We start from the raw sequence: 24,547 nt of genomic DNA, 5'->3' as shown, positions 1-24,547 counted from the left end.
GACATGCTCACAGACGAAGAACAACGCCTAATGCAGGCACTGTTCCACAAGATTCAGCAGGCCAAACCAGCTGACAGGGAAAACGAGCGCTACTACCGAGGAATCCAAGACATCGGCAACCTCGGCATCGCAATCCCACCGGACGTGCAGCCATTCGCGTTCCCACTGAACTGGTGTCGCACCTACGCCTCTGTCCTGGCCGAGCGCATGGAAGTGCGCATGATTCTGCGCTCAGGCGAAACCAGCGAAGACAAAGAACTTCGCGAAGACTGGGAATCAAACGACCTTGACGCTTCCCTGCCACTGCTGGTGCGTGACTTCATCGTCCTTGGACGTTGTGCCCTCTCCGTCGCAGCGGACCCAGACGGCGGCAGACCACGCATCCGTGTGGAGTCGCCGAAGAACCTCGCCACCATCGTCGACCCCATCACCCGTGCCACCAAAGCAGCACTGCGCATCTACCGGGCAGAAACCGGCAGAGCCACTCACATGACCCTCTACCTGCCAGACGAAACCATCATGATTTCGCGCCGGGCGGGTAAGTGGGAAGCGGTGCAGCGCATCGAGCACGGCCTGGGCCGCGTCCCGGTCGTCATGGCGTTCAACCAAGACACTTCCGATGACGTGTGGAAGGGAGAGACACAGTTCTCTGACCTCAAGCCGTTGGTGAACATGGCTGGCCGTGTGATGCTGCAGCTGCAAATGGCGATGGAGACGGTCTCCACGCCCCAAAAGATCGCCCTTGGTGTTGCCAGAAGCGACTTCCAAGACGAGCACGGCAACCCCGTCGACGAGTGGGAAACCTACCTTGGCAGTGTGTGGGCGATTTCGACGAAGGGGGCGGATGTCAAGCAGCTACCGGGCGCAGACTTGGCGGGCTTTCACAAGACCATCACCATGCTCGCTGAGCAAGCTGCGACCGTCACCGGGCTACCGGTGCGGATGATGGGACAAAACACCGCCAACCCGGCGGCAGAAGGCTCAATTCGTGCCGACGAGTCACGCCTTGTCAAGCAGGTTGACCGAATGACTCGCGCCATTGGTGCTGCCTTGGCATGGTCACTCGGTGTTGCTGAACGCATCCGACGCCACGCCTGGGAGTCAGACGGCAAAATCTCGATTCTTTGGCATGACCCAGGCACCCCGACGGAGGCACAGCGCGCTGATGCGTTGTCGAAGAAGACAGGCGGGAAACCGATCCTGTCGGTGCGTGGTGCACTGCTGGAACTTGGGTTTACACAGGCACGCATTGACAAGGAACTTGAGTGGTTGGCACAGGAACGCGATAACTACTTCGACATCAGCGACGCCAAGTTCGAGCGCGCCGGGCTTTAGGCAGGAGGTGAGGCGAAATGAGTACGACATGGTCATTTCGAGCGTTGCCGCCAGAAATGCAGATGGAGGCCAGGGAGCGATCCGAGATTGTGCGGCATACGCTTCGCAAGTTGCGCATTGATCTGATGCCTCGGGCTTCCCCGATGGATATTGACGTCTGGGAGCGTGAATACGGCGACAAGGTGGTTGAGTTGATCGCCAGGGCGCAGGCGAAAAACGCAGCTCTGGTGGACAAGACGATGAACCTGGAGTTGATGGCCAACGGCTGGCAGGATACTCCGATCGGCTTGCTCAACCCTGACGCGTTTGCCGGGTTTATGCCTGATGGGGATCCGTTGGAGATCATTCCACGTGCTGTAGCCAAGCGCGTGCGTGAGCGTTTAGCGCTCTACGAGGATCCTACGCCGCAACAGCGCCGCCTCGCGTGGGAAGCTGGCGGACAACTCCTAGCGACGATTACTCAAACCGCATTGATTGATACCCAGCGGATGGCGAAATCAGTTGCCGGTCTGATGCGGCCAAAGACGCTCTACGTTCGTGTGGCGAATGTGCCGTGTTGCGCGCGATGCGCTGTCTTGGCAGGCAAGCGGGGTTACTGGGACGAGGCATTTAGGCGCCACCCTGGGTGCGATTGCACACAGATCGCGGTTCCGGATGATGATTCTATCCGCTTCGACGGTCCTGGTTTTGACGTTCAGGCGTACTGGGATTCTTTGAGCGCTGCTGACCAGGACAAGGTCTTTACGAAGTCTGGTGCTGCTGCGATTCGTGCTGGGGCTGATATCAACCAGGTGGTTAATAGTCGGCTTGGGATGTCGGCGGCTGGTTCATCGTTTACGACGTCGCGTTCAAAGACGATGCGGTATTACTACGGGCGGCCAACAGGCTCGTTGAAAGGCTTGCCTCGTGTTCAGCGGCTCAGTGTTCCGGAGATCATCAAGCTCACCGAAGGCGACCAGCAGCGTCGTGTGGAGCTGTTGTACCGGTACGGCTATATCCGGTCGGTGAAGCCTGGTGTGTTGCCTGCGAAGGTGCGTGATGCGGTGGCGGATACTGCGCGTGCACGTCATCAGGCGTTGTTTGAGGAGTTCTCGGAGATCGTGCCGAAGATTGACCCGACCTTGCCTGTAGAGCACATCACGAAATATACGGCTCCAAAACTCACGAAGGCTAAACGAATAGTTCTTCGAGGTGGGCATACACATGACTGTGCCCTCCGTAGCAGTGAAGATATTGCTCTGCTCCGCAACGCCAATCCGGATGTAATGTTGCAAGAGAGAAAGACGTTTTTCCCGAAGCAAGATGATGACGAGTTGGCCGAATGGTTGATTGGACTGCAAAAGGAAGCGTTCGCAGATCCGGATCAGCTTTCACGGACCGTTGCTACAGGATGGCGGATTCAGAAGGCCTCAACAGACCCTGGCGGGCGACGTATTCTCGTGGAATACGCGTTGGGGCCGACGAAGAAAGGCTCTGATCATGCGTTGAAAATCAACTCTGTTTACCCAAGAAACGGTGATAGCGTATTAAGTATTGAAGTCAACGGGCAACAAAGCAGCGCGCCTTGGAAGGGAGGGCAGTAGCAATGAATCCCTGGGATGCGTATCCAGAACTGAAACGTGAGCTTGACGTCAATGACGCTGACCTTGATCTAGACCCGTATTGGCTACCTGAGTTGGCACTAAGGTTTAAGGAATCAGGGCGCACCCCCAAAAAAGAGACCAAGGCCGCGTTTCTCTCGTTGTTTGAAGATCCTCTTGAGTGGTTTGACACTGACTTATTTACGATTACCGCTGTCGAAGAGGTTTACAAGGTTATTCGTTCGTTTGCCGAGCAAGACCCAGCCGTTGAGATAAACCTTCCAACAATCGAGGAGCTGTTCCCTTACGGGGAATAGTCAAAGAATCGTTTGGAACCCACCACCAACGTGGTGGGTTTTTTCATGCCCACCTACCGGTGGGTTTTCGTGATTTAAGGAGATACCAATATGAAGAACCGTATTCGTCCGTGGATACGCATGTTTGCCGCACAAGCTGACGGCGGCGAACCCACCGGCACCGGGCAGGGAAGCGCGCCAAGCCAACACACTCCTCAGGAGCCGGCTGGCGCCGGGGACCGGGACGGTGACGTCGAAAAGCAAGAGGAGCCTGAGTCGGGCGATGACGAGGAGGACGACAACCCCGATGGGCGGGGCAGTAAACGCGCCGTGCTTAAGGACCTTGCAGCAGAGCGCGACAAGCGCCAGGCCGCCGAAGCCGCTCGTGACGAACTTCAGGAACGTCTTGACGCAATCGACCGGGAGAAGATGACCGAACTTGAGCGCGCACAGTCCGACTTGGAAAAGGCTAACGAGCGGATCGCTGAACTTGAAGCAGCAGCGACCGCACGTGAGCGTGAACAGCTCGTAAGCAAAGTGCTGTCTGATGCGAAACTCCCCGCCGAGATGGCGGACCGGCTACGTGGCGACACAGAAGAAGAACTCGCCGCCGACGCCAAGACCCTCGCCGCAGCGCTCGGCTTCGACCGCAAACCCGTCGACCCCTCCCAGGGGCAGGGCACGCAGCGAGCAGTCACCCCAATGACACTGCAGCAGGCCACAGACGCCCGCCTGAACATCCAACGATAGAAAGGAAGTGATGCCCAATGGCTATCACCCTTGAGCAAGCAAAGCTCAACACCCAGGACGACTATGACGCAGCCGTCATCGACGAGTTCCGCAAGAGTTCCGTCATCCTTGACAACCTCATCTTCGACACCGCAGTCAACCCTGCCGGTGGCGGCGCAACGCTGACCTACTCCTACCGACGCCTCGCAACCCAGCGCTCGGCGCAGTTCCGCGAGCTGAACACCGAGTACCGCCCCGCAAGCGTCACCACCACGAAGCACTCCGTAGACCTGAAGGTCCTCGGTGGTTCCTTCCAGATTGACCGACAGCTCGCACACCTCGGACCGGCAACCTCCGACGAGATCGCACTGCAGACCTCGCAGCTGATCAAGGCCACCACAACCAAGTTCAGCGACGCCGTCATCAACGGTGACTCCGCAGTCGACGAACACGGCTTCGACGGCCTTTCCAAGGCCCTGCTGGGATCCGCAACGGAACTCAACGACCAGAAGGACTGGAGCGCCTACACCACCGCAGACGCCGCACTTGGCATTCTCGACGACCTCGACGAACTCCAAGCAGCACTCGACGGCGCACCCACCCTGCTGTTCGCAAACAAGCGCGCACTGGCAAAACTGCGTTCCGCAGCGCGCCGGGCGTCCATGTACACGGTCAACCCGATTGATGGGCTTGTCGGTGCGAATGGCCACGCCATCGAGCGTGAGCAGATCGGCAACCTGATTCTGGTGGACCCGGGCGACAAGCCGGGGACGAATGACCCGATTATTCCGGTCTCCGAGGGTGTGACCAGTGTCTACGCTGTGCGCATCGGTCTTGATGGCTTCCACGGTGTCACCACTACCTCTGGTGAGATGATGAAGACCTGGCTGCCGGACTTCTCCACCTCTGGTGCGGTCAAGACTGGTGAGGTCGAGATGGGGCCGGTTGCTGTCGCGCTCAAGGCGACGAAGGCAGCTGGTGTGCTCCGCAAGGTCAAGGTGGCCTAAATGATCGTCACAGCACCGAATGTCCGCTACAACGGGATCATCGGCGGCGACGTGTTCATTGAGGGCGTTTGCCGCAATCCGAGTCAGGATCTCCTGTGGTACTACAAGGCACAGGGATTCGGGATCGGTGAAGAACTGGCTGAAGCGCCGGCAAACGAAGCTGACGCTGAGCCGGAGTTCACCGTTGCGTCTCGCCCGGACGGGCGCGCAAAGAAGTCACAGTGGCAGGAGTACGCCGCAGCGCTCGGCCTTGACCCTGTCGGTATGACTACCGAGCAGATCATCGCGATGGTTGACGCGTTCGAGGCGGAGAACCAGGAGTAAAGCGAGGAGGATGTCATGGCGAAGTGGCTACTTGAAGCCCCCGAAGACATCTGGCCTGACGCTGCACCTGCTGTACAACAGCGCGCGATGCGCTGGATTGATCAGGCTGAACGCCTGATTTGCGCGCGTGCGCCGAACATCGACCGGCGAATCGAGCAGGGCCTGGTTGACCGTCTTGTTGTCGCTGACATTGTTGAGGCGATGGTGACGCGAGCAATCGATAAGACCTCGCGAGGTGGTCTTGACAAGCTCGCGTATCCGGAAGTCTCGATGGAGTGGACAGGTGATGGTGGCGCGGGGCAGGGCTCGCTGCTGTATCTGACGCTTGACGAGCTGATGATTGTGGCTCCACAGCAGTCGCAGGCCGCATTTACGATTCGGCCCCGTGGTATGCCACCGAGGGCTGCGGAGGGAGCGTATCGATGATCAGTGCAGCAGTGCTATTTCAGCCAGGTTGGGTAGCTGCCATCACCGAAGACAAGCAAGAAGTTGACCCGAATACAGGCGAGCCTCTGCCAGCTGGCGTTGAGGAGATTCCTGGACGCGGTCTACTGCAGGCTCCACTGTGGAGTGGCTTTTCCGAGGTGACAGCGTCCACTGTGGTCGATGAACGCATGGTGTTATTCGAACCACCCGTGACGGTGCGAGCAGACGATGCGTTTTACGCGCCGACGGGACAATGCTGGCAAGCCATTACCGAAGGCATGCCGAGAGGTATTCCTGGCCAGCCGCCGGAGTACGTTGCTGTGCAAGTACGCCATGCACCGGAACGCGATAGGCGGGAGGTCTAAGCGATTGGCAAACTGACGATTTACCGGCGCAGAGTGCGAAGGTATGCGGCCCGTGAGGGGTCGTTCGCTGACCGCAAACGAATCGCGCAAGAAATCATGATCGAGGCCCGACCATTAGCGCCGGTGCTGACGTATGCATATCGCGGCGGCATCGCCGTCGAAATCGACGGACAGGACGTCTCGGTCGTCGACAATGACGAGGACGCGGTCTACAAGGAGTACGGCACCTCGGATACACCGGCTCATGCGGCGCTGACGACAGTGGCGATGAAGTACGGGCGATACCGAGGTATGAGACCAAGGAGGAGTCGAATGAAGTGACTGTAAGACCGTTGCCATATGTAGCGGGCATTATCCGTGCATGGCTGGCAGAGCAAAAGGAGTTTACTGACTGTCTGCACGGAGGCAAGATCACAACCCGTAATCTGCCTGATCCGCTGACCAAGCCACACTGCCTTGTCGCTGTGACAGGGCACGTGGGAGATGACCCTTTGCTGCATCGGGTGATTGTCCAGGTCACTCCGTGGGCTCCTGATAGCCAGGTCTCGCGGTTGAGGGAGGACCCCGATGTGACTGTGTGGCGCGCCGCCGCGATGGCGGGTGAGCTGCTCGGCAGAGCAAAGAACCAGGTACTCGACGACGCAACAGCGTGGAGTGCAAGTTGGCTGGACGGACCTGTTCAGCTGTTCGACTTGAAACGTGGGGCCGACAGGCCCCTTTTTTATGCCCCGGTCCGGTTCCAAGTGCATGTCAGGCACCGGGGATTTTCCAGATCCTAGATTCAAAGGAGTGTTGATTATGGCTGTAACCACGGCTGATCCAAGCAAGGCGTATCTGTGGCTGACGGGTGACGCATACCGCGCACCTGCAGACACCAAGTTGCCGGAGGGCGACCTGCTCGCCGAGGCAATTAAGGGGTGGGACGCATACGGCGGTATTGAGGCAGGTTTCGAGCAGACCTCGGAACAGTCCGTCACCGAAAAGCAGGTGTTCAACTACCGCAAGGCCCCGTACAAGATTGCCCGCGATCCGCTCAAGGAGGGCATCAAGTTCCGCGCGGTGGATAACACGAAGGCAACCCTGCTGACGCGCGCCCAGGGCGGCAAGATCATCAAGCAGGGCAAGCACTACGCCATTGAGAAGGGCGTCGGCGAGGAGTTCGCGATCTTCATCCGCGTCGAAGATGGCACGGATGCAGCCTTCTTCTACTCGCCGCGTGTCACGCTCAAGGCACCTGCGACACGCGCCGCCATCGATGGCCAGAACATCGACGGTTGGGAATTCGACGTGTCCTTCCTGTCTCCGATGGTGGAGATCATTCCGGCTCTGCCGGAGGGCGTCACCGTTGACGAAGCCGGGTCTGCGGGCTCCGAGGCGTCCGGTAACACCGAGGAAAACCACTAATTAGGCCAGGTGGTGGCGCAGCGGGTCGCCACCACCACAAAGCCCAAACAACCCGCCCATTTTCACCTACCCAGTACCGAGAAGGGACAAACCATGACCGCGAAGAAGAAGACCGCCATTGACATCCTGGACGCCGCGCTCGCCGTACAAGGCGGCCCGTCTCAACTGATTGACCTTGACGGCGTCGAGATCAGCCTGCGCCGCAACTTCACGGGCCGTGAGGCTCGCGAGTACGTGGAAATCTGGCGTATCGATAAGCCCAATGAGAGCACGGACATCGTCACGAAGACCGTGGAGCTGCTGTCGGACTCCGACGATGACGCGAAGCAGGCGTTCGTGGAGCGTCTGTTGCAGGAGGCGGCACCGACCGCGGGCCGTGTGCTGACGCGCATGGCGATTGTCGCCGGGCTTCGGTCCGAAGATGGGAATTTTTTTCCTGGTGCGTCCGCTTAGACGCGCCGGGCGCGTTCGCGCGCCTGTTCGTTGAGTTTCGACGCCAGTATTCGCTTGATTTCCGTGTCGCACTCGAGACCATGTGGCATGGAGATATTGCGGTGCTCATCGACGGGCTTGAGCGTTGGTCTGACCAGGACGAGAACTTGGCAATGCTGGTGGATCGCCTCGACTACTGGCTCAACTCCGAGTACCGCTCCTGGATCACCGACCCTGATGATCCAGAGGTTGCTCGGGAGCGTGCCCGTCGCAAACGCGAGGGTATTAAGCCTCCTGCGGACCCAGTCATTTTCCCTGTCGCGCACCGTCCTGCGCATATCCATGAGGAATTGATGCGCGAGTTGCTGGAAGCACACGAAAAAGCACAGCCGACTGTCACGAAGTCTGACGGTCGGCGTTTTGGTTCGCTGAGTGATCTGCGAAAAATGAGAGGAGAATAACCAATGGCCGGTGGCAAGATTGACATCCTGGTTGAACCGGATACGAAGGGGTTTGTCCCCAAGATGGAGTCCGGGCTCAAAGGCGCGATTGGTGCCGCCGGTAAGCTCGGCGCAGCGCTCGGCGTGGCCATGGGTGGCGCGGAAGCTGCCAAAACCGTCATTCAGGTTGGCAAGGATTTTGAATCCGAGCTCAACTCGATGCGGGCCGTCTCCCAGGCGACGGGTGAGCAGATTGAGGCGGTCACCCAGCGTGCTCGCGAGCTTGGCAATGACACGTCGCTTACCGCTACGTCTGCTTCTGATGCTGCTGCAGCGATGACGGAGCTGGCTAAGGGTGGGTTTTCCGTCGAGGAGGCGATGGCGGCTGCAAAGGGCACGTTGCAGCTGGCGTCTGCTGCTCAAACGGATGCCGCCACTGCTGCAACCATTCAGTCCCAGGCCCTGCAGGCGTTTTCGCTTGATGCATCTGATGCAGCTCGGGTCTCAGACATTCTGGCGGGTGCGGCTAACGCCTCGTCTGCTGAGATAGGCGATGTTGCCAACGCCCTGCAGCAGTCTGGTGCTGTGGCGCACCAGTTCGGCGTGTCTATTGATGACACTGCGACCGCTATCGCGATGTTTGCCAATGCTGGTATCACCGGTTCTGATGCCGGTACGTTGCTGAAAACTGCGCTGTTGTCGCTGACGAACCAGGGTAAGCCTGCGCAGGCGGCAATCGAAGCTTTGGGTCTTAGCGTGTATGACGCGCAGGAGCAGTTTGTCGGTCTGCCGGTGCTGATGGGGCAGCTGAAAGATGCTGCCCAGAAGATGACGCCGGAGGCGTACCAGGCCGCTACCGCAACACTGTTTGGCAGTGACGCGATGCGTATGGCGGGTGTGGCTGCCCAGCAGGGCAAGGAGGGCTTTGACTCGCTTTCGGAGGCCGTGACGCGTCAGGGCCAGGCCGCAGAGGTCGCTGCAGCCCAGACTCACGGTCTGCCTGGTGCCATGGAGCGACTGGAAAACACTGTTGAAGATGTCGCGCTTGGCACCTATGAAGCGTTGGCGGGCACGATGGTGGCGGGTGTGGATATGGCTACTGCTGCCATTGGCAAGCTTGGGGATTACACCGAGTCCGCAATCAACGGGCTAAAAACTGCTGCTGTCGTCGCAGGTGACCTCTTTGCCCCGATGGAAAGCAGCGTGAAGACCGCTGGTAACGCCCTGCAGGGACTTTCGGGCCCAATCATCGGTGCGGCTGCAGCATTCGCGGTGCTCAAGAAGCTTGATATTCCGTCTCATATGGCAGTCGCGCGTGAGAGCGCAAAAGGCTTCGGCGAAATGATGCAGGTCCACACGCTGCTTGCACAAAAGAGTGGCGTGGAACTGACCCGCATGGGCGCAGCGCTCGCCGTCGTCGAATCGAAGCACAAATCCATCGCTCTCATGGCCGACTCGGCGCGCCGGGCATCGGCTCCGATGCGCAATCTTGGTGCGAATACGAAGCGTTGGGCAACGGAGATGGAGGGTCTGTCCAGGACGGCCACCGTGGCGCGTGGCAATCTCCTGCTGTTGGGTGGTGCCGCAAAGGGCGCTGCTGCTGGTGGGTTCAGTTTGTTGCGCAGTGGTGTCTCTGGCGTCGTCAACGCCCTGGGTGGCCCGTTTAACGTCGCGATGATGGGTGGCGCGGCACTCGTCGGTGCGTTTGTGCAGTCGGCAAATGCGGCATCGACCATCCAAGACAAGCTGGCACAGGCCTCACGCGACGCTGCAGCAGCACAAACTGAGTTGCAAATGGCGGTCGCGGGCACCACCGGTGCGCTTAACGAGCAGGGGCTTGCAGCTGCTGCCAAGATTGCTGATGCCGAAATGACGCAGATGACAGCAATCGGTGAGCAGATGAACAGCGCGTTCAACATCATTCAGGCCCCTGATGTGTCGTGGTGGCAGCAGGGCTTCTGGAACAAGGAGTTCAACGAGTATCGCACCCAGGTCTCAGAGACGAAGCAGGCCTATGATGCGCTGAAGTCTGCTGCTGGTGAGCTGCAGATTCCGATGGATGACCTTGGCAGGGTCGTTGCGGCAGGCGGCACGCAGTTTGCACAGCTGATCACCCATCTAGACGCTGGCGGTGAGGCATCGCAGCGCGCTGCCGAGCAATTGCTGCAGGTCAAAGCAGCTCTGGACGAGCAGGTCCTTGCCGCGCAGCGTGTGGCACCTGCGACTGCACAGATTGAGGCGGGTATGCAGGTGCTGGCGGACTCGTCTGCAGCGGCAGAGGACCGACTCAGCGCCTTAAAGCAAGTCCTGCAGGCCATGGGTATGCTCCCTGCTTCCACGCAGGACGCGATGATGAACCTGGCTAAGACTGTTGAGCAGGTCAGCGAGTCCGCAGCGTCGGCGATTATCGACGGCGAAGGTCTTGGCGAAACCTTGTTTGATCAGTCGGGCAAGCTTGAAGTCACAGACAAGAACGCGCAGTCTCTGCACACTTCGTTGATGGCGATCAGTGACGCATTCTTGTCGTCGGTCAACGCCGGCGGCGATGCAGAAGAAGCCTACGGTCTTGTAGAAGCTGGGCTTGCAAATCTTGCAGCCGAATACGAGCTGACCGAGCCGCAGATTGAGTCTCTTCGCCAGCAGTACGCACTTATGCCAGAGGTCGTCGAGACCCTGGTGCAGCTGCAGGGCGCGGACTCCGTGGAGACAGAAATCGCAATTGTCTGGGCGCTGCTGCAGGACTTGCCGGAGGGGCAATCTGTCGAACTCAACGTGCTTTCCGACGACGCACAGGCTCAACTGAGGCAACTCGGGATCCAACTTGGCGAGACCCCAGACGAGCACACCACAAAGATCGAGGCACCGACTGACGAAGCCCGGAAAAACGTCGAAACATTCATCAAGGACGTCGAGACCGAACTGGGCAAGAAGAAGGAAGCCAAGATTGAGGCTGACGCCAGCCAGGCCAAGAAGGAGATTGACGACGTCGGCCGCCGCCTGCGCGGTTTGCAGGACAAGGAAATCACCATCACAACCCGCCAGCGCACCGTCGTAAGCAACGCTCCAGGGCGTGCATCCGGTGGACGCGCGCCGGGCTTGGCCACAGGCGGTGTGGCCACAGGCTATCGCCTGCCGACCACGGGGCCAGGCACCGAGATCGTCGACGGGTTTGTGGGCGTGGATGCTGCAGGCAGCCCGCTGGCGCGCTTGGATGCGGGCGAGTGGGTCATTAATCGGGCTTCGTCTGACAAGTACGACGCGGAGCTTGCTGCGATTAACGCCGGCGTGTTCCCGAAGCTGCCGGGGTTTGCAGATGGTGGGCTGGTCTCGTCTAGCGTAATCAAGAGCAAGTTGGCGTTTCTTGACGGCACACCGTACTTGCTGGGTGGCTTCTCGTCGGGTGGTGTGGACTGCTCCGGCGCAGTATCGGCCACGGTCAACGTCTTTCGTGGCGAGGACCCCTTTACCTCTCGCATGTCCACCGTGACGGAGGGCAACTGGCTTGCTGCTCGTGGCGCGCAGCCTGGTAAGGGCGGCGTTGGTGACATCACTGTTGGGTGGTGGGACCAGGGTGGCGGTGCCAACGGGCACACTGCCATGCAGCTGGCTGACGGTACTTTCGTCGAGTCTGGCGGCAACACTGGTGGTGGTTTCACCATCGGTCGCACTGCTGGCCCGCTTGAGGGCCGTGGTTTTACTGATTGGGCGCATTTCCCGGGTGCCGACGAGATGGCGGAGTCCGTGGGTGCGTTTGCAGACAGTGTGTCCTCGTATGCATCTGCTGGTGGAGCCAATGTGTCGTGGGGTGCGGCTGACCAGACCTTTGACATCATCGCGTCGTTGTTTGGTGCGAAGCTCTACGACCAGGGCGGGTATTTGCCGCACGGTGCTGTGGCCATGAACCTCTCTGGCAAGCCGGAGCCGGTACTGACCGATGGCCAGTGGGCGAACTTGTCAGCCTTCACTAAGGCTATGCGTGAGGTTGCTGCCGAGCTGCCCGGTGTTGTCCAGGGGTTCAAGGAGGCCTCGAAGAATCTGGATTCCACCGCAGCTGGGCTTGAGGCAATCGCTCCGAAGGATGGGTCTCGCTCGATTGCAGATGCGCCTACTTCGGCGTTTGATGTGGTGGACGATCTGACGAACTCGTTTGCAGTCGCTGCCGGCAACTTCCACGCCAACCCCACCAGGTTCGGTCTTGGTGTGGGTGGTGCGCTGCTCCCGGAGGTATTCGGTGGGTTGCGTGATGCCGAGCGTGGTCTTGCGGACACTCGCCAGGCCGCGAAAGACGGCATGGAAGAAATCGCCGAGCGGGAGCGTGAGCTGGCTGAAGCGCGTGAAGCCTTGGCCAAGCTCGATGCCGAAGACGGTGGCTACGACAAGCAGACCAAGCGCAAGCTTGAGGACGCGGAGAAAGCGGTGGCGCGCGCTAGGAGTGCGAAGAACCCATCGGCTGAGAGGATTGCTGACGCAGAAGAGAAGCTTCGCCGGGCTCGTGAGGACGCCGCGGAGAAGCTCGACACCGAAGGCAAGAAGCGGGCCAAGGACCGCGATAAGGCTGCAGATGCGGTGATTAAGGCGGAAAAGAACCTCAACACGACCCGCTACAACACCGCTCAGCTCGCCGCACAGATCGGTGCCGGGCAAATCACCTTGGCCATCGAAGCCGCCAAGGCGGTCTATAACCTCGGCAAGACGGTGTATGAAACTGTCCGCAAGATCGCGGACTGGATCATCGAGAAAATCAACGGCGTCGAAGCCGCGCGCCTTGAGACGCTGACCCAGTCCGTCGAGATGATGGCCACGTTGGCACGAGGCATTGACGAGGCTCGCAACCAGCTGACACAGCTGCGCATGGGCGCTGTCAACGCACTGCTGGCCGAGCAGCAGGCGCAGTGGCAGCTTGGCCAAGCCCGAGCCAACTACACGCAGACCCAACTGCGCGGCATCGTGGATGTGGCCAATGCGAGAGCCAAGCTCACCAGCGCCGAACTCGGTTCCCTGCGTGTTATCGGCACCAGCGTGGACGACCTGTGGGCGCGCACCATCGCCGGTCTGAAAACCGGAAAGCTCACCTTCGGAGAAACCGTCGACGCAGTCACAGGCTCGGTGCGTGAAAAACTCGCACTGGAAGCCGAGACCCACAAGGCACAAGCCGAGGCACTCAAAGCCAACGCGGACGCCGCTGTGCAACTGCTCGATTCCTCCAAGGCCGCAGCCAAGGCAGCACTGTCCGCGAAGTCAGCAACCGCACTGCTTAGCGCACAGGCTGGCAGGCTCAAAGCAATGACCTCGCTTGGCGACGGTTCACTGTCCACCCCACAGGCCATGCGCATGCAGCGCGTGACGCAGCTGCTCGCAGAGTCCGCAGACTGGACAGCCCGCGACCGCAAGGAAATAAAGATCGAGGAGTCCCGTAGGTACGAGCGTGCTGCCGCACAAGCGAAAGCAGAAGCCATGCGCATTCTGAAGGAGCACTTCGGCGGCACCCCGGAATACGGCAAGTACGTCTCCGAAATCGAACAGGTCATGGCTCGCGCCGGGCACTACGGGTTCTGGAACTCGACGGAGGACGCGCAGAAGGTTATCGAGGCCGCTTTGAAAAACACCTCGTTAGGCCGTGCTGTCCGGGCGCTGGAAACCCAGCAAATGGAACAGCAAATCGCCGACTACGAAAAGGCACTCGCCGAAACCAAGGTTGAAGTCGGAAACCTCGCAATTGACGCGCAGTACGCACCAAGCGAAGCAAAGGCACGCGGCGACCTCGCCACAGCCGAGCAGCAGGCCAGCTACTTCACGTCAATGGCGGAGTACTACCGCACCTCCGACGAAGGCGTGAAAACCGCACTGAAAGAGCTCATGGACTTCAACCGAAGCCAAAGCACAACCCTTTCAGAGCAAACCACCAAGCAGGTCACCGAGCTACAGGCCATCGCCAAGACCGCAGAAAACATCTACAACACCCTCCCACCAGGAGGGTTCAACTACGACCTGCCAGGCGCAGCACCACTGCCACCATCACGCCTGCCACACACCTGGGGCAACGAACTTGCCGCAGCGATGGACGGCGCAGCACTGCGCGACGTCGACATCACCCGCGTGGCAGAAGCCACTCTTAACCAAATCGACATCCCACAAATCAGCGCGCGCTACCAGACGCGCGAAGACGTGGAAGCCGCGCGTCGGGCTCGCGATGAGCAGCTGCGCGCCGCCGTCGAAACCGAGCTTGCCCGCACCAGGGAACAGCAACTGGCTGCTCAGATGGACAGCCGGTTTAAGGCAATCGAGCGCAACATGCTCCCAGAGCTGACCATCAACCTGCCAGGTACTGAATACATGCGCACAGAGGACGTCGCCCGCGAGATGCGAGACCAAATCAGCGCAGTCGGACACCGCGTCACCGTCCTGGAAGGCAAAAACGGCGCGAACTACTACAAGACAAGGATGTGACAATGATTTTCGGAATCAGAGACCACGCAGGCCAACTCCACGACGTCGCCCCCAACGGTCCCTCACCCGTCACCCTGCCCGCCGCCGGCATCACCGGCCTGGTCGGCCAACCCAAAGCAGTCACCACCGAATCCGGCTTCGCGCCGGGCGGGGTGCTGCATGGCTTCACGACGGGTGTGATGGAGGGCAGCGTGAAGCTGCTTGTGGAGCCGCCGTTTACTTTTGCGCAGGTGGCGGGCTGGTTTTCTCCGAACGTTGATGCGTTTCTTGTGGTCAACGGGTGGGAGCTGGCAGTGAGGCTGCGTGAGATGGTTGCTCCTCCTGCTGTCGCGCCAGATGGTGAGCTGCTTATAGAGATGGAGATCCCGTTGGTGTCGTTTGATGGTGTGTGGCGCTCGTCGCCGAAGCGTGGCGCGAAGATTGTCAATGATGGGGATGTGCCGATTTGGCCGACGTTTGAGTGGTCTGGACCGTCCGCGTCGGTGCGGTGGCCGTCTGGCTTTGACACGGTGCTGCCGTCGGTGGCGGCGTTATCAACGCTGGATACTTCCCCGCAGGGTGGGTTTACCGTGCGCACGGCTGGGCGTATCAACACAGCAGCATCGAGCCAAGTAACAGGATTTTCCGAGCCGGTGCCTCCAGGAGGATCGGCAAGTTTAGGGCTATCGCGCTGTGACGCGATATGGCGTATTGGAAGGTGGTCACCGTGGCAGTAGATTGGGCCAAGTTCGCCGCACACCGTAAAGCGGTGGTGGAATCGACAGGGCAGTACTTGGGACTGTTGGACGAGAACGGCCACCCGCTGTGTGACCTGCCAGCACCGTCTGAGATGCAGGCTCCGCGTGAACGCAACGCCGTGTCATCGCTGCAGGTGACGTTCCCTGTGTCCGCGATGGATAGCGGGGTGCATCCTGCCGCGCGCGCCCTGGTGGACGACACGATTGGTGTTGAGCCTTCCGGTGCGATCGCACCCACCCCGAAGACGAGGTTTGTGCTCGTTGAGCGTCCCGGCAGTTCGTGGTGCTACCGGGTTGCCCAGCGCATGGCCACAGGCCCGTCGGACAAGCTTCGTGAAATCTCGCTGCATGGTGTGGACGTGTTGAGCTTCTTGCAGCAGTTGCCGTGCCCTTCGCAGCCAGCGAAGTGGGCAAAGACGACGTTTCGCACCTTCGAGCGGGACTGGCTGGCGGTCACCGACGAGTCCGCACGGTTTAAAACCCCGCGCGATATCGCCGAGGTGGACTTCTACGACTCCTATCTCAGCGACCAGGTCATTGCCGGACCTGCCGACGAGGTTATCGGGCGGGTCATCCGCGAGTCCGTTGAAGCCGTGACAACGCTGGCGGGGATTGCACCGTCGCCGTTTTCCGTTTCGGTAACGCCCACAGAAGGGCAGATTGACGACGTACTGATCAAGCCTGACGACGGGTTCATCTGGGATGTGGTGATGCCGCGCGCGACCGCCGCCGGTGTCGCAATTACCGCGTCGATGGTGTTCCCAGAGACCACAGGCGAGCCAGTAATCAATTTCGATGTGAAAGGGAGTGCATAATGAGCATCAAACTTGTTGCCGACGGCGGTGAAATTACCGTCGGCGCGAGAGTAGCCGTCTACACGTACGGTGCGTTTAACGTCGTGCTCCCGGAGGGCCGCGAGCTCGCGCAAGACGACTACACCGACGACGGATACACCAACGGCTACGTGTATCGGCCCAAAGAAGCAGAGCAGCTTGGGCGTTTCGACATCGCCTTTGCCCGCGCAGACGTGACCGTCGAAACGAATGCCGGCTACTCCAACTTCGAAGCCGTCGTCGACGCGTCACAACGCAAGGTTGCAGAAGACGTCTACTTTGAACGCGACATCACCGGCGCAGGCCTCGGCGCCTGGACCCCCGGCGAGGATTACGAAGTCGGCGACGTCGTCGACGTCCTGGTCTTCAATAGGGTGATTTCGCAACCCGTAACAGCGATTACCTACACCTCAGCGCCAGAAGACCCGCTTGGCGTCCGCGTCCACGTCGGCGGCCAAACCATCCGCGACGCCGAGCTGGTTGAGGAGCAAAACCGCAGTGTGCGCGAAGCCATTGCAAAGGAATCCGCACAGCGCCGCAAGCAAGTAGGTGCAGTGCAGGCACAGGCCCGTACTGCTGAAACGCAGGCAGCACAGGCGCGTAAAGCCGCTGATAAAGCGGTGGTGGACACCGTCGTTGAGTATGCAAAGTCACCGTCCGGCACGCAGGCACCGTCCTCGGGCTGGTCACAAGCTGCACCGGCGCCCTCCACAGTGGGGTTTGTATGGCAACGCACCATTACCTGGTTCGGTGACGGCCGCGTAGAACGAGGCCCCGCAGTATTGGTGACAGGAAACACTGGCCTGCCAGGCCCCCGTGGCCCTCAGGGCGCTCCCGGCCCGAAAGGCGACTCCGGCCGCGACGGCGCGCCGGGCAAAAACGGTGTGGGCGTGCAGCAAACCACGGTGACGTACGCCCAGTCTGCGTCTGGTGTGACTGCACCATCGTCGGGGTGGCAATCTCAGCCACCGGCGAATGTACCTGCAGGGCGATTCGTGTGGACAAAAATGGTGCTGCACTACACGGATAACAGCACTGAGGAAGTCTTTAGCGTCGGCAAGATCGGTGAGACCGGCCCACAAGGTGCCCCTGGCGCGAAAGGCGAAACCGGCGCTCGTGGGCCGCAAGGCCCGCAGGGCGCGAAGGGTGAGACCGGTAGCGACGGCCGACCTGGCAAAGACGGCACGAAGCTTGTCAGCACCGTTGTTACCTACTCTCAGTCGACCTCTGGCACCCAACCACCAACGCAAGGCTGGCAGTCACAACCACCCACCGTCGCACCAGGTCGATTTGTGTGGACGCGGTTTGTTTGGTCGTATTCGGATGGGACATCGGAGACGGGCTACAGCGTCGGCAAGATAGGTAATACCGGGGCTCGTGGACCTCAAGGCCCGCAGGGCGCTACTGGCCCGCAGGGTGCACCTGGCCCGAAAGGGCAGACAGGCGCACAAGGCGTGTCTGTAAAAGACGTTACTCATTTCTGGCAGTGGGCAACCAACAAACCCGCCACCCCCACAGGCAGCGGCAACCCATCAGGCTGGTCCACCACCCAACCCGCCTACAAGGTTGGGAACACCCTCTACACCACCATTCGCACCACCTACTCGAATGGCTCCGTGTCTTGGTCACCAACCACAGAGGAAGCCAGCGTGTCAGCAGCGACAGCGATCAGTAACGAGTCAGCAAACTCGAAGAATCGCGTGTGGTACGCAACAAGCGCACCGGGCAATACTCGTGGTGAGCGTGAGGGGGATACGTGGTTCCGATACTCGGGAACGACCATTATCGGCCAGTGGCGGTGGACAGGTTCCTCATGGGCAACTCAAACTCTTGGCAACCAGGTGATCGCCAACCTGGATGCGGGCAAGATCACGTCCGGGACCATTGATGCCAGGCGGATCGCCGCTGATTCGATCACGGTGAACGAGCTGCGTGCGGGCACGATTGTGCCGATCGGTGGGTCGTTGATTCATCACGAGCCGACGGCGAAGAACCCGACTGTGCCGGAGCCGATCTGGTGGCAAGTTTGCGACAAGGAGCTACCGGCCAACTATCACGGTTGGCCCCGCCCCGAAGGCCACCCTTGGCGCATGTACTCCAAAGCACAGAAAACGTATGCGTACCAAGCTCCGCCGAAGCGGTTGGTGAAGGTGCAGCCTGGCCAGAAGTACCGGCTACAGTTCTGGTGTCGGGCAACGGTGGCGAACACCAGAATGTCCATCGAGATACGCGACCAGAACGGTGCGTATGCGGTGAAGTCGGGTTCGGTGAACGGCACCGTAAACAAGGGCAACTACAAAACGGCGAAGGAAGCGAAGCAGCCGTGGCCGGTGACCGACTTCTCCGACTCGAGTGCTAGTGGATACCTGGTTGGTTTTTTCACGGTGCCGACGGAGACTACGAAGGTGGTTTCGACAATCGAGTTTAAAGAGGGTGTTGAGTACGTCTACCTGGACGTTTTTCGCTTCAACCTCCTAGACGGTGCCCAGGGTAACCTGTGGATTGCTGGCTTGTCGTTGGAGCTGGATATTCCCGATCAGGCGCAGATTGACGCGTTACAGACGAAGCAGATCAGCGACAATGCCACCCGTATTCGTGAACTTGAAGAAGTTAACAGGACAAATAAAGAGGTCACAGATTATGTGCAAGGCCTGACTACTAGCGCAGTATCGATGCTGTCCGATCGGGTTTTTAATCTCGAGTCACGTCGTATGGGGTTCCACCTGTTGGACGAGAAGAGTAGTACGGAGAGGGTGTCCCGGCCGTCACGATCCAAGCTGGTTGCTAATGGGTCTTGGGTTGGCAAACTGGTCTGGATCACGTGGGAATGGAGTTATAACTCTGACAGTAGTTGGCAGGCCACTCGTTACGGGATGGAAACAGTTGGGGCGAAACGGGAGTTTTCTATCCCTGCCGGTTATAACTACCCGGTGCTTGTGTTGTGGGAGAAGTATCCGCTGCGTATGGAGAAGCGTTCGCTCGTCCCATCAAACACGTCTTGGGACGCACCTCGCGGTCAATACACAACTGTGCCGGGGATGACGGTTACAGCCCCGTCGGGAGCTACACGGCTTGAGTTCAATGTCGATGTGGCGTTTACAAACGTTAATCGTGGAAACACCTATGCGTTGCGGATCAGTGTGGACGGCAAGGGGTATGGGGAGTGGAGCTCTCACCGGTTTGGCCCGTTAGGTCCGCTGGGGGAAAGGACATGGGTGGCCAAGATTAGTGGCATCTGCGACGTGAAACCTGGGCAGTCAGTTGCAGTGCAGGCGTATTCATATGCTCCTAATTCTAGTCAGCGGCGTGTGTTGAAGACTGACTCGCGGGCTGAATTTACGTTTCACATCGAAAACTAGTTTTTACTGCAGGGCAGGCTATATGGCGACATGCGAAGGGGGGTGGCTGTATGTAAACCTCAACCAGACTGCCGAAGCAGCAGACACGCAATCAACAACTACTCAGACGAGAAGGAGGCCATCTGATGGCACAAAAACACGAAACCCCCGAATTCTGGAACAAGACGTTGGACCAGCTCACTGATATTCAGCTTGATGAGCACCAACGTCAATGCTGGGACCGCTCCAACGACATTGAAGCTGAGCGTCAACGCCGCCAAGCACTGCCGTACGTGTGGGACAGCGAAACCAAAATCGTGACCACGCTACGCGCCACGCTCAACAACGCGCCAAAGCCAGGAGCTGCGTGGAAGCAGCCGGAGAACATCACTGACGCATACATCGATGGCGACATCGTCACCCATGAGGAAAAGACGTGGCAGGCCACCGGGGATGGCGCAATCATGTTCGCCCCAGGCACTACACACCCGATTATGGGCGAACGCTGGCAGCAAACCGACGACGTCGAGACCAACTAAAGCCCCACCACAAGGGGCATTTTTTATACCCAAGGAGGTAAATATGAAAGATTGGTTCACGCTCGAGCCAGACCTTGTACATCTGACACGAAAACACTTCACACCAGGGCGTGGTGGGCGGCAAATCCGCCACGTCACCTTGCATCACATGGCCATGGTCGGTGGGGTCAAGGAGTGTGTGCGGGTGTGGCAGGACCGCCCGGCATCCGCGCACTACTGCATTGACCGTGACGGGGTGATTGGGCAGGCGGTGTGGGACGCCGATACGGCGTGGGCGAACGCGAATCAACGCTCCAATCAAGAAACCATCGCGATTGAGCACTCCAATTCGGGTGGTGCTGCGCAGGACTGGCCTATCAGCGAGAAAACCCTGGAGGCAGGCGCGCACCTGGTTGCTGCTATTTGCCGCTACTACAAGCTTGGTCGCCCGGTCAGTGGGCAAAACGTGCGCTTCCACTCCATCGAGTCAGGTGGCATGACGGGCTGTCCGCACCACCTGCGGCCGGGCGGGAAGTACCACGACGCCTACATTGCCCGTGCGCAGTACTGGTACGACGCAATGGCAAAACCACAACCCGAAGAGAAAGGAATCACCATGTTTGGACCCGAACAAGTAGGAGCACTCGACGAAGCGAAGCGCTACTCACGTGACACGAACGCGCAGCTCACCGGCTCCGGCGAACTAGGGAAGTACCCCGGCTGGCCACAGCTCGGCGGGCGCACCGTAGTTGATGCGCTTGCGGTCATCGGCGAGAAGCTCGGTATCGACGGTTTCAAGGACACCAAGGGGGTGCGGTAGATGGGTGAGCACGCATTGACTCGAGCCGCGGAGCACGTGATCGCCTCTGAGCCGTGGTGGCGTAGGTATAAGGGGTCGATCATCATTGTGCTCACAGGGGTGGTCGCGGTCCTTGCGCAGCTGGCAGAGTCTACGGATTGGCAGAACACCACGACTGGCACCGTGCTGACAGTGCTCGCCACGGCGGTGGGGTTCGTCGTGAATCGGTTCACACGTGACGCGATGACCCCATCAATGACACCGCGCCTCGAGCAGGCTGCACGTGGTGGTGGCTATGCCGATTGATAGATTGCCGTTGAAGTGTCGGCCTGCAGCCTTAAAGCTGCGGGCTTTTTTAATGTCTGACGCTACCGCGCTGCTGATTCTTGGGCTGTGTTTTCTGGCTCGTGGAGCAGGCTGGCTGATCAGACGCGGCCCGGCGGGCCCGCATCCGTTGACGCTGATTGGGCTTCCGGTTACCGCGTGGGTGACGGTGGCGGTCTTGCTTGGCGTGGCGTGCCTTGTGACTGCGGTGTGGCATCAGAGTACGGCCGGGGTCGTGACGTTGGCGCTGTCGGTGGCGCTGATAAGCCTGTGGGGCATGGCGTTTCTTCCTGATTCGCTCGCAACGTTTTTGGAGCGTGGCAGTGTGTTTTTGGCGCTGGCTGTGATGACGATGTGGGCTGTGTGGAGGGGGAAGCGCGGTGAGATCACGCTTGATATTCGAGCAGACCCGAAGGGGGCGAGAGCATGGAACAGTTCTGGGAGAGCTTAGCCCTCGTGCTTGCGGCAGTGATTCCGGCCTATCTTGGCTTTTTGACGGCGCGTGAGAAGCCGAAGGCAGATGTGCGGGGCAAGGATACGGTGGATAATGCGCAACGGCAGATGCAGGACTTGCTCAAGACATTGTTGGACCGTGTGGCGAAGCTCGAAGAAGCCCAGGAGGCGCTTGAGGTGAAGTACAACTTCAGCTTGGCTGCTTTGCGGCAGGTGCGTCAGCGTTATCCGGCGCTGCAGCTCGATGTGCATGAGTCCGTAGAAGCTGACCTCTAGCTAGGAAAGCGTGATCTTGGCAACTGTGTCTAAAGACCACAATAAGACCACGGGCTGAAAATATGCCCATAAACCAGCACGTAGACACCAGTCTGCGTTCAATTCCCGGCGGCTCCACTGAACACAAACCCCCAGACCCTCACGGGCCTGGGGGTTTCTTCTTATTTGTCGGACCACATCGGTGCTTCTCAGTCTGGTTTTCTCCGTGGGTGGAGACGTTTCCTTTGGGAGATCAGTTTTCGATCTGCTTCTTTAAGCGCCTCGATGAGATCGTTTTCGGCTTCGCGATGCTCAATCCCTTTACGTCCCGTGTCGTAAAGGCTATAGCGGTCCTCAGCGAGCTTATTTGCGTCTTTGCGTGTAATGCGGCCGTGATCGTTCAGTGGTTCGTAGTCATTGAACTCGATGAACTGGTCTGCCTTGTCCAGCCAGTCAGACATGTGGATAACTTTACGACGTTCGGCCTGGTCCTGGGCGTAGTTGAGGAATCCGGATACGAGGAAATTAAGCCGCCGCAGTTCATCATCAGTGAGGTAGTTTTTCGCTGTCGTGACGTCACCTTTGCGTACGACCCCGCCTTTCCAGTTGGTCAGGCCGAGATTGTCAGCAGATGGGTCGCAGCGGGTGGCGATGATCTCGGCGGCAGTATTGCCGGTGATGGCGTAGTGGAGCTTGTCCTGGATCTTCGCGAAAAGGTAGTGGGTGCGTTGACTGTTGGCATCATAATCGTCCGCAAGGGCAATGATGTTGCGCAGCTCGAGGTAGAGTCGCGCTTCGCTGGAGCGGATATCTCGGATGCGCGCGAGGAGCTCATCAAAGTAGTCCACACCGAGAGGGTCTTTCAGCTTCTCGTCGTTAAGGGTGAAGCCTTTGATGAGGTACTCCTTGAGGACAGTGGTTGCCCAAGAGCGGAACTGCGTTCCGCGGGGCCCACGTACGCGAAAGCCCACGGCCATGATGGCATCGAGGTTGTAGTGTTCAGTGGAGCGAGTGACGTTTCGATCTCCTTCAGTTCGAACTGTCAAGAATTTCTTAATAGTTCGATCCCTGCTCAGTTCGCTATCCGCATAGATGTTTGTAAGGTGCGAGCTGATATTGGCACGTGTGACATCGAAAAGCTCGGACATTTCGGCCTGGGTCATCCAAACTGAGCCATCGATAAGACGTAAGTGAACTTCGGTCCGACCGTCCTCCGTGTTGTAGATGACGAACTCGCCTGTGGAATCGGTGTGCGTTGTGAGGGGTGATCTGGAGTTTTTCATAACGGTGTTAGTCCTCGTGTTCATTGTTGCTAGTTGATGGTCACTTTAGTCAGCTGCCGTGTCGGACAGGTTGAAGTAGCTAAGGCCTCTCGTTTGCTTTCGTTTCCCCGATATTCAAGCGCATTGGCTGATACCAACCAGGTGATCATGGGTTTGATTGAGGGCGACACCAAAGCCAACACGTTTTCTAGGGGTCTGTTGGTGTCGGGGTTGGGGCGACGGTGGCGTCGATAAGCAAAAGGAGCCCCCGCCGGACGGTGGTGTGGAAGGCAAAACTCGCTGGTCAAAGCGATGTCAGCGGGTTTTACGTTTCTTCGGACGCACATTACAGGTGCCGATTTTAAAATTTTGGGGCATGAATCGCACGTTCAATGCACGACTGGTTGCCGTATGTGCCGCGGGCTTGCTCGCGGGATGTGGTGGCGCGCCCGAGACCGTGACGGAGACAGTGACGGAAACTGTTGGTGAAACGGTTTCGCAGCCTCCTGCTTCGGAGTCAGCTCCCCAACCTGATTCTGAACCTACTTCCGCACCTAGTTCTGTGCCTGCTTCTGATCCTGCTGAGCCCGAGCACGGCGTGCCTGGCGCCCCGCTAGCGTATCCAGGTGCAGGTGGCCCGATTCCGTCGAATGCTCGCCCGATAGCAACGGTGAAGAGCTATGAAGGCATGGATGTTGAGTACGCAGTGTTTACTGCGCCTTCCGGAAACATCGGCTGCATGATGAATCTTGAAAATCCCCCGATGTTCGACTGCGGTGTCGAGTCCTACATGGAAACGGAACAGTACGGCATCGGTGAACTGGGGATGCCTCGCTGGATGGTCGAGGTATTGCACGGATACGTCCGTGAGCAGAATGAGCCCCCGCTGTACTCGGATTTGGTGTGGCCTGAGGGCTCACCTTCTGCCGAGGTAGTGCAATACGGCGAGGTGGTCTACCACGGACCCTTCGTCTGTGCGGTGGAGGAAACGGGCGTGACCTGCTGGGATTCCGAAAGTGGCAGGGGAGCGTGGATGGAGCGAGAAAACACGGTGTTTTTCTAGCTTCTAGTTTCCCTGTTTTTGCTGGTCAGGGGCGTGTGTGATCGGTGAGTATACTGAATGCAACCGCTAGTGTGTCTGCCGAATGCATAAACGAAAATTAATGCAATAAATCCTGGGTTAGGCCTTGCGTGTCGAATGATTTGTCGGGTATAATTAGGGCAACAAAATAAAGGGCAAAGC

At 59.1% G+C, this 24,547-nt stretch carries 23 protein-coding genes; 22 read left to right on the top strand and 1 reads right to left on the bottom strand.

Annotation, left to right across the window (positions count from 1 at the left end; all coding sequences use genetic code 11):
• Positions 1-3 precede the first annotated feature (3 nt).
• The 21 genes from AK829_RS06485 (at position 4) to AK829_RS06380 (ending at position 22,063) form a co-directional block, all read left to right on the top strand.
• Complete coding sequence (locus tag AK829_RS06485) at positions 4-1,335, top strand: phage portal protein (protein WP_052205127.1); 1,332 nt, start codon at positions 4-6, stop codon at positions 1,333-1,335.
• A gap of 110 nt (positions 1,336-1,445) precedes the next feature.
• Positions 1,446-2,918, top strand: coding sequence for a hypothetical protein (locus tag AK829_RS06480; protein ID WP_157045307.1), 1,473 nt, complete (start codon positions 1,446-1,448; stop codon positions 2,916-2,918).
• Positions 2,919-2,920: 2 nt separating this feature from the next.
• Positions 2,921-3,232: a hypothetical protein gene (locus tag AK829_RS06475; RefSeq protein WP_052205125.1), complete on the top strand. Its 312-nt coding sequence runs from the start codon at positions 2,921-2,923 to the stop codon at positions 3,230-3,232.
• Positions 3,233-3,322: 90 nt separating this feature from the next.
• Positions 3,323-3,961, top strand: coding sequence for a capsid assembly scaffolding protein Gp46 family protein (locus tag AK829_RS06470; RefSeq protein WP_052205124.1), 639 nt, complete (start codon positions 3,323-3,325; stop codon positions 3,959-3,961).
• Between the two features lie 17 nt (positions 3,962-3,978).
• Positions 3,979-4,947: a major capsid protein gene (locus AK829_RS06465; RefSeq protein ID WP_052205123.1), complete on the top strand. Its 969-nt coding sequence runs from the start codon at positions 3,979-3,981 to the stop codon at positions 4,945-4,947.
• Positions 4,948-5,271 carry a hypothetical protein gene (locus AK829_RS06460; protein WP_052205122.1) on the top strand — a complete coding sequence of 108 codons (324 nt, stop codon included), beginning with the start codon at positions 4,948-4,950 and terminating at the stop codon, positions 5,269-5,271.
• A 15-nt stretch (positions 5,272-5,286) separates the two neighbouring features.
• The gene (locus AK829_RS06455) at positions 5,287-5,697 is read left to right on the top strand and encodes a hypothetical protein (RefSeq protein ID WP_052205121.1); all 411 of its coding nucleotides are present in this window, start codon (positions 5,287-5,289) and stop codon (positions 5,695-5,697) included.
• A complete protein-coding gene (locus AK829_RS06450) occupies positions 5,694-6,062 on the top strand; it encodes a hypothetical protein (protein WP_052205120.1) in 369 nt (122 codons plus the stop codon). Before AK829_RS06455 ends, AK829_RS06450 begins: the two co-directional genes overlap by 4 nt.
• A gap of 96 nt (positions 6,063-6,158) precedes the next feature.
• Positions 6,159-6,383: an HK97 gp10 family phage protein gene (locus AK829_RS06445; RefSeq protein ID WP_232305669.1), complete on the top strand. Its 225-nt coding sequence runs from the start codon at positions 6,159-6,161 to the stop codon at positions 6,381-6,383.
• Positions 6,384-6,860: 477 nt separating this feature from the next.
• Positions 6,861-7,466, top strand: a complete 606-nt coding sequence (locus tag AK829_RS06435; RefSeq protein WP_052205118.1) for a hypothetical protein — start codon at positions 6,861-6,863, stop codon at positions 7,464-7,466.
• Positions 7,467-7,559: 93 nt separating this feature from the next.
• Positions 7,560-7,919, top strand: a complete 360-nt coding sequence (locus AK829_RS06430; protein WP_052205117.1) for a hypothetical protein — start codon at positions 7,560-7,562, stop codon at positions 7,917-7,919.
• A gap of 80 nt (positions 7,920-7,999) precedes the next feature.
• Positions 8,000-8,359 carry a hypothetical protein gene (locus AK829_RS06425; protein ID WP_157045306.1) on the top strand — a complete coding sequence of 120 codons (360 nt, stop codon included), beginning with the start codon at positions 8,000-8,002 and terminating at the stop codon, positions 8,357-8,359.
• A 3-nt stretch (positions 8,360-8,362) separates the two neighbouring features.
• Positions 8,363-14,785, top strand: coding sequence for a phage tail tape measure protein (locus AK829_RS06420; RefSeq protein WP_052205115.1), 6,423 nt, complete (start codon positions 8,363-8,365; stop codon positions 14,783-14,785).
• Between the two features lie 2 nt (positions 14,786-14,787).
• Positions 14,788-15,501, top strand: a complete 714-nt coding sequence (locus tag AK829_RS06415; protein WP_052205114.1) for a hypothetical protein — start codon at positions 14,788-14,790, stop codon at positions 15,499-15,501.
• A complete protein-coding gene (locus AK829_RS06410) occupies positions 15,492-16,337 on the top strand; it encodes a PALP domain-containing protein (protein WP_052205113.1) in 846 nt (281 codons plus the stop codon). The genes AK829_RS06415 and AK829_RS06410 overlap by 10 nt, the downstream gene beginning before the upstream one ends.
• Entirely contained in the window at positions 16,337-19,714 is a 3,378-nt protein-coding gene (locus AK829_RS06405) for a collagen-like domain-containing protein (RefSeq protein WP_052205112.1), read from the top strand. The genes AK829_RS06410 and AK829_RS06405 overlap by 1 nt, the downstream gene beginning before the upstream one ends.
• Before the next feature lie 125 nt (positions 19,715-19,839).
• A complete protein-coding gene (locus tag AK829_RS06400) occupies positions 19,840-20,232 on the top strand; it encodes a hypothetical protein (protein ID WP_052205111.1) in 393 nt (130 codons plus the stop codon).
• Positions 20,233-20,275: 43 nt separating this feature from the next.
• Complete coding sequence (locus AK829_RS06395) at positions 20,276-21,031, top strand: peptidoglycan recognition protein family protein (protein WP_052205110.1); 756 nt, start codon at positions 20,276-20,278, stop codon at positions 21,029-21,031.
• Complete coding sequence (locus tag AK829_RS06390; RefSeq protein WP_052205109.1) at positions 21,032-21,316, top strand: hypothetical protein; 285 nt, start codon at positions 21,032-21,034, stop codon at positions 21,314-21,316. It abuts the gene before it with no gap.
• A 52-nt stretch (positions 21,317-21,368) separates the two neighbouring features.
• Positions 21,369-21,785: a hypothetical protein gene (locus AK829_RS06385; protein WP_052205108.1), complete on the top strand. Its 417-nt coding sequence runs from the start codon at positions 21,369-21,371 to the stop codon at positions 21,783-21,785.
• The gene (locus tag AK829_RS06380) at positions 21,761-22,063 is read left to right on the top strand and encodes a hypothetical protein (RefSeq protein ID WP_052205107.1); all 303 of its coding nucleotides are present in this window, start codon (positions 21,761-21,763) and stop codon (positions 22,061-22,063) included. Before AK829_RS06385 ends, AK829_RS06380 begins: the two co-directional genes overlap by 25 nt.
• Before the next feature lie 188 nt (positions 22,064-22,251).
• Here AK829_RS06380 and rhuM read toward each other — a convergent pair whose 3' ends face one another.
• A complete protein-coding gene (gene rhuM / locus AK829_RS06375) occupies positions 22,252-23,325 on the bottom strand; it encodes a RhuM family protein (RefSeq protein ID WP_052206416.1) in 1,074 nt (357 codons plus the stop codon).
• Between the two features lie 355 nt (positions 23,326-23,680).
• Between rhuM and AK829_RS12435 the strand changes: the two genes are divergently transcribed.
• Positions 23,681-24,367: a hypothetical protein gene (locus tag AK829_RS12435; RefSeq protein WP_157045305.1), complete on the top strand. Its 687-nt coding sequence runs from the start codon at positions 23,681-23,683 to the stop codon at positions 24,365-24,367.
• Positions 24,368-24,547: the final 180 nt, after the last annotated feature.

The organism is Corynebacterium riegelii, from assembly GCF_001263755.1.
Classification (GTDB): Bacteria; Actinomycetota; Actinomycetes; order Mycobacteriales; family Mycobacteriaceae; genus Corynebacterium; species Corynebacterium riegelii.
This window is presented reverse-complemented; position numbering and strand designations above follow the sequence as displayed.

Coding starts and splice junctions, on each gene's coding strand:
- AK829_RS06430 (WP_052205117.1), top strand. CDS start 7,560: ATGACCGCGAAGAAGAAGACCGCCATTGACATCCTGGACGCCGCGCTC.
- AK829_RS06390 (WP_052205109.1), top strand. CDS start 21,032: ATGGGTGAGCACGCATTGACTCGAGCCGCGGAGCACGTGATCGCCTCT.
- AK829_RS06425 (WP_157045306.1), top strand. CDS start 8,000: ATGTGGCATGGAGATATTGCGGTGCTCATCGACGGGCTTGAGCGTTGG.
- AK829_RS12435 (WP_157045305.1), top strand. CDS start 23,681: ATGAATCGCACGTTCAATGCACGACTGGTTGCCGTATGTGCCGCGGGC.
- AK829_RS06435 (WP_052205118.1), top strand. CDS start 6,861: ATGGCTGTAACCACGGCTGATCCAAGCAAGGCGTATCTGTGGCTGACG.
- AK829_RS06420 (WP_052205115.1), top strand. CDS start 8,363: ATGGCCGGTGGCAAGATTGACATCCTGGTTGAACCGGATACGAAGGGG.
- AK829_RS06395 (WP_052205110.1), top strand. CDS start 20,276: ATGAAAGATTGGTTCACGCTCGAGCCAGACCTTGTACATCTGACACGA.
- AK829_RS06385 (WP_052205108.1), top strand. CDS start 21,369: ATGTCTGACGCTACCGCGCTGCTGATTCTTGGGCTGTGTTTTCTGGCT.
- rhuM (WP_052206416.1), bottom strand. CDS start 23,325: ATGAAAAACTCCAGATCACCCCTCACAACGCACACCGATTCCACAGGC.
- AK829_RS06460 (WP_052205122.1), top strand. CDS start 4,948: ATGATCGTCACAGCACCGAATGTCCGCTACAACGGGATCATCGGCGGC.
- AK829_RS06485 (WP_052205127.1), top strand. CDS start 4: ATGCTCACAGACGAAGAACAACGCCTAATGCAGGCACTGTTCCACAAG.
- AK829_RS06415 (WP_052205114.1), top strand. CDS start 14,788: ATGATTTTCGGAATCAGAGACCACGCAGGCCAACTCCACGACGTCGCC.
- AK829_RS06380 (WP_052205107.1), top strand. CDS start 21,761: ATGGAACAGTTCTGGGAGAGCTTAGCCCTCGTGCTTGCGGCAGTGATT.
- AK829_RS06405 (WP_052205112.1), top strand. CDS start 16,337: ATGAGCATCAAACTTGTTGCCGACGGCGGTGAAATTACCGTCGGCGCG.
- AK829_RS06475 (WP_052205125.1), top strand. CDS start 2,921: ATGAATCCCTGGGATGCGTATCCAGAACTGAAACGTGAGCTTGACGTC.
- AK829_RS06470 (WP_052205124.1), top strand. CDS start 3,323: ATGAAGAACCGTATTCGTCCGTGGATACGCATGTTTGCCGCACAAGCT.
- AK829_RS06455 (WP_052205121.1), top strand. CDS start 5,287: ATGGCGAAGTGGCTACTTGAAGCCCCCGAAGACATCTGGCCTGACGCT.
- AK829_RS06445 (WP_232305669.1), top strand. CDS start 6,159: ATGATCGAGGCCCGACCATTAGCGCCGGTGCTGACGTATGCATATCGC.
- AK829_RS06450 (WP_052205120.1), top strand. CDS start 5,694: ATGATCAGTGCAGCAGTGCTATTTCAGCCAGGTTGGGTAGCTGCCATC.
- AK829_RS06465 (WP_052205123.1), top strand. CDS start 3,979: ATGGCTATCACCCTTGAGCAAGCAAAGCTCAACACCCAGGACGACTAT.
- AK829_RS06400 (WP_052205111.1), top strand. CDS start 19,840: ATGGCACAAAAACACGAAACCCCCGAATTCTGGAACAAGACGTTGGAC.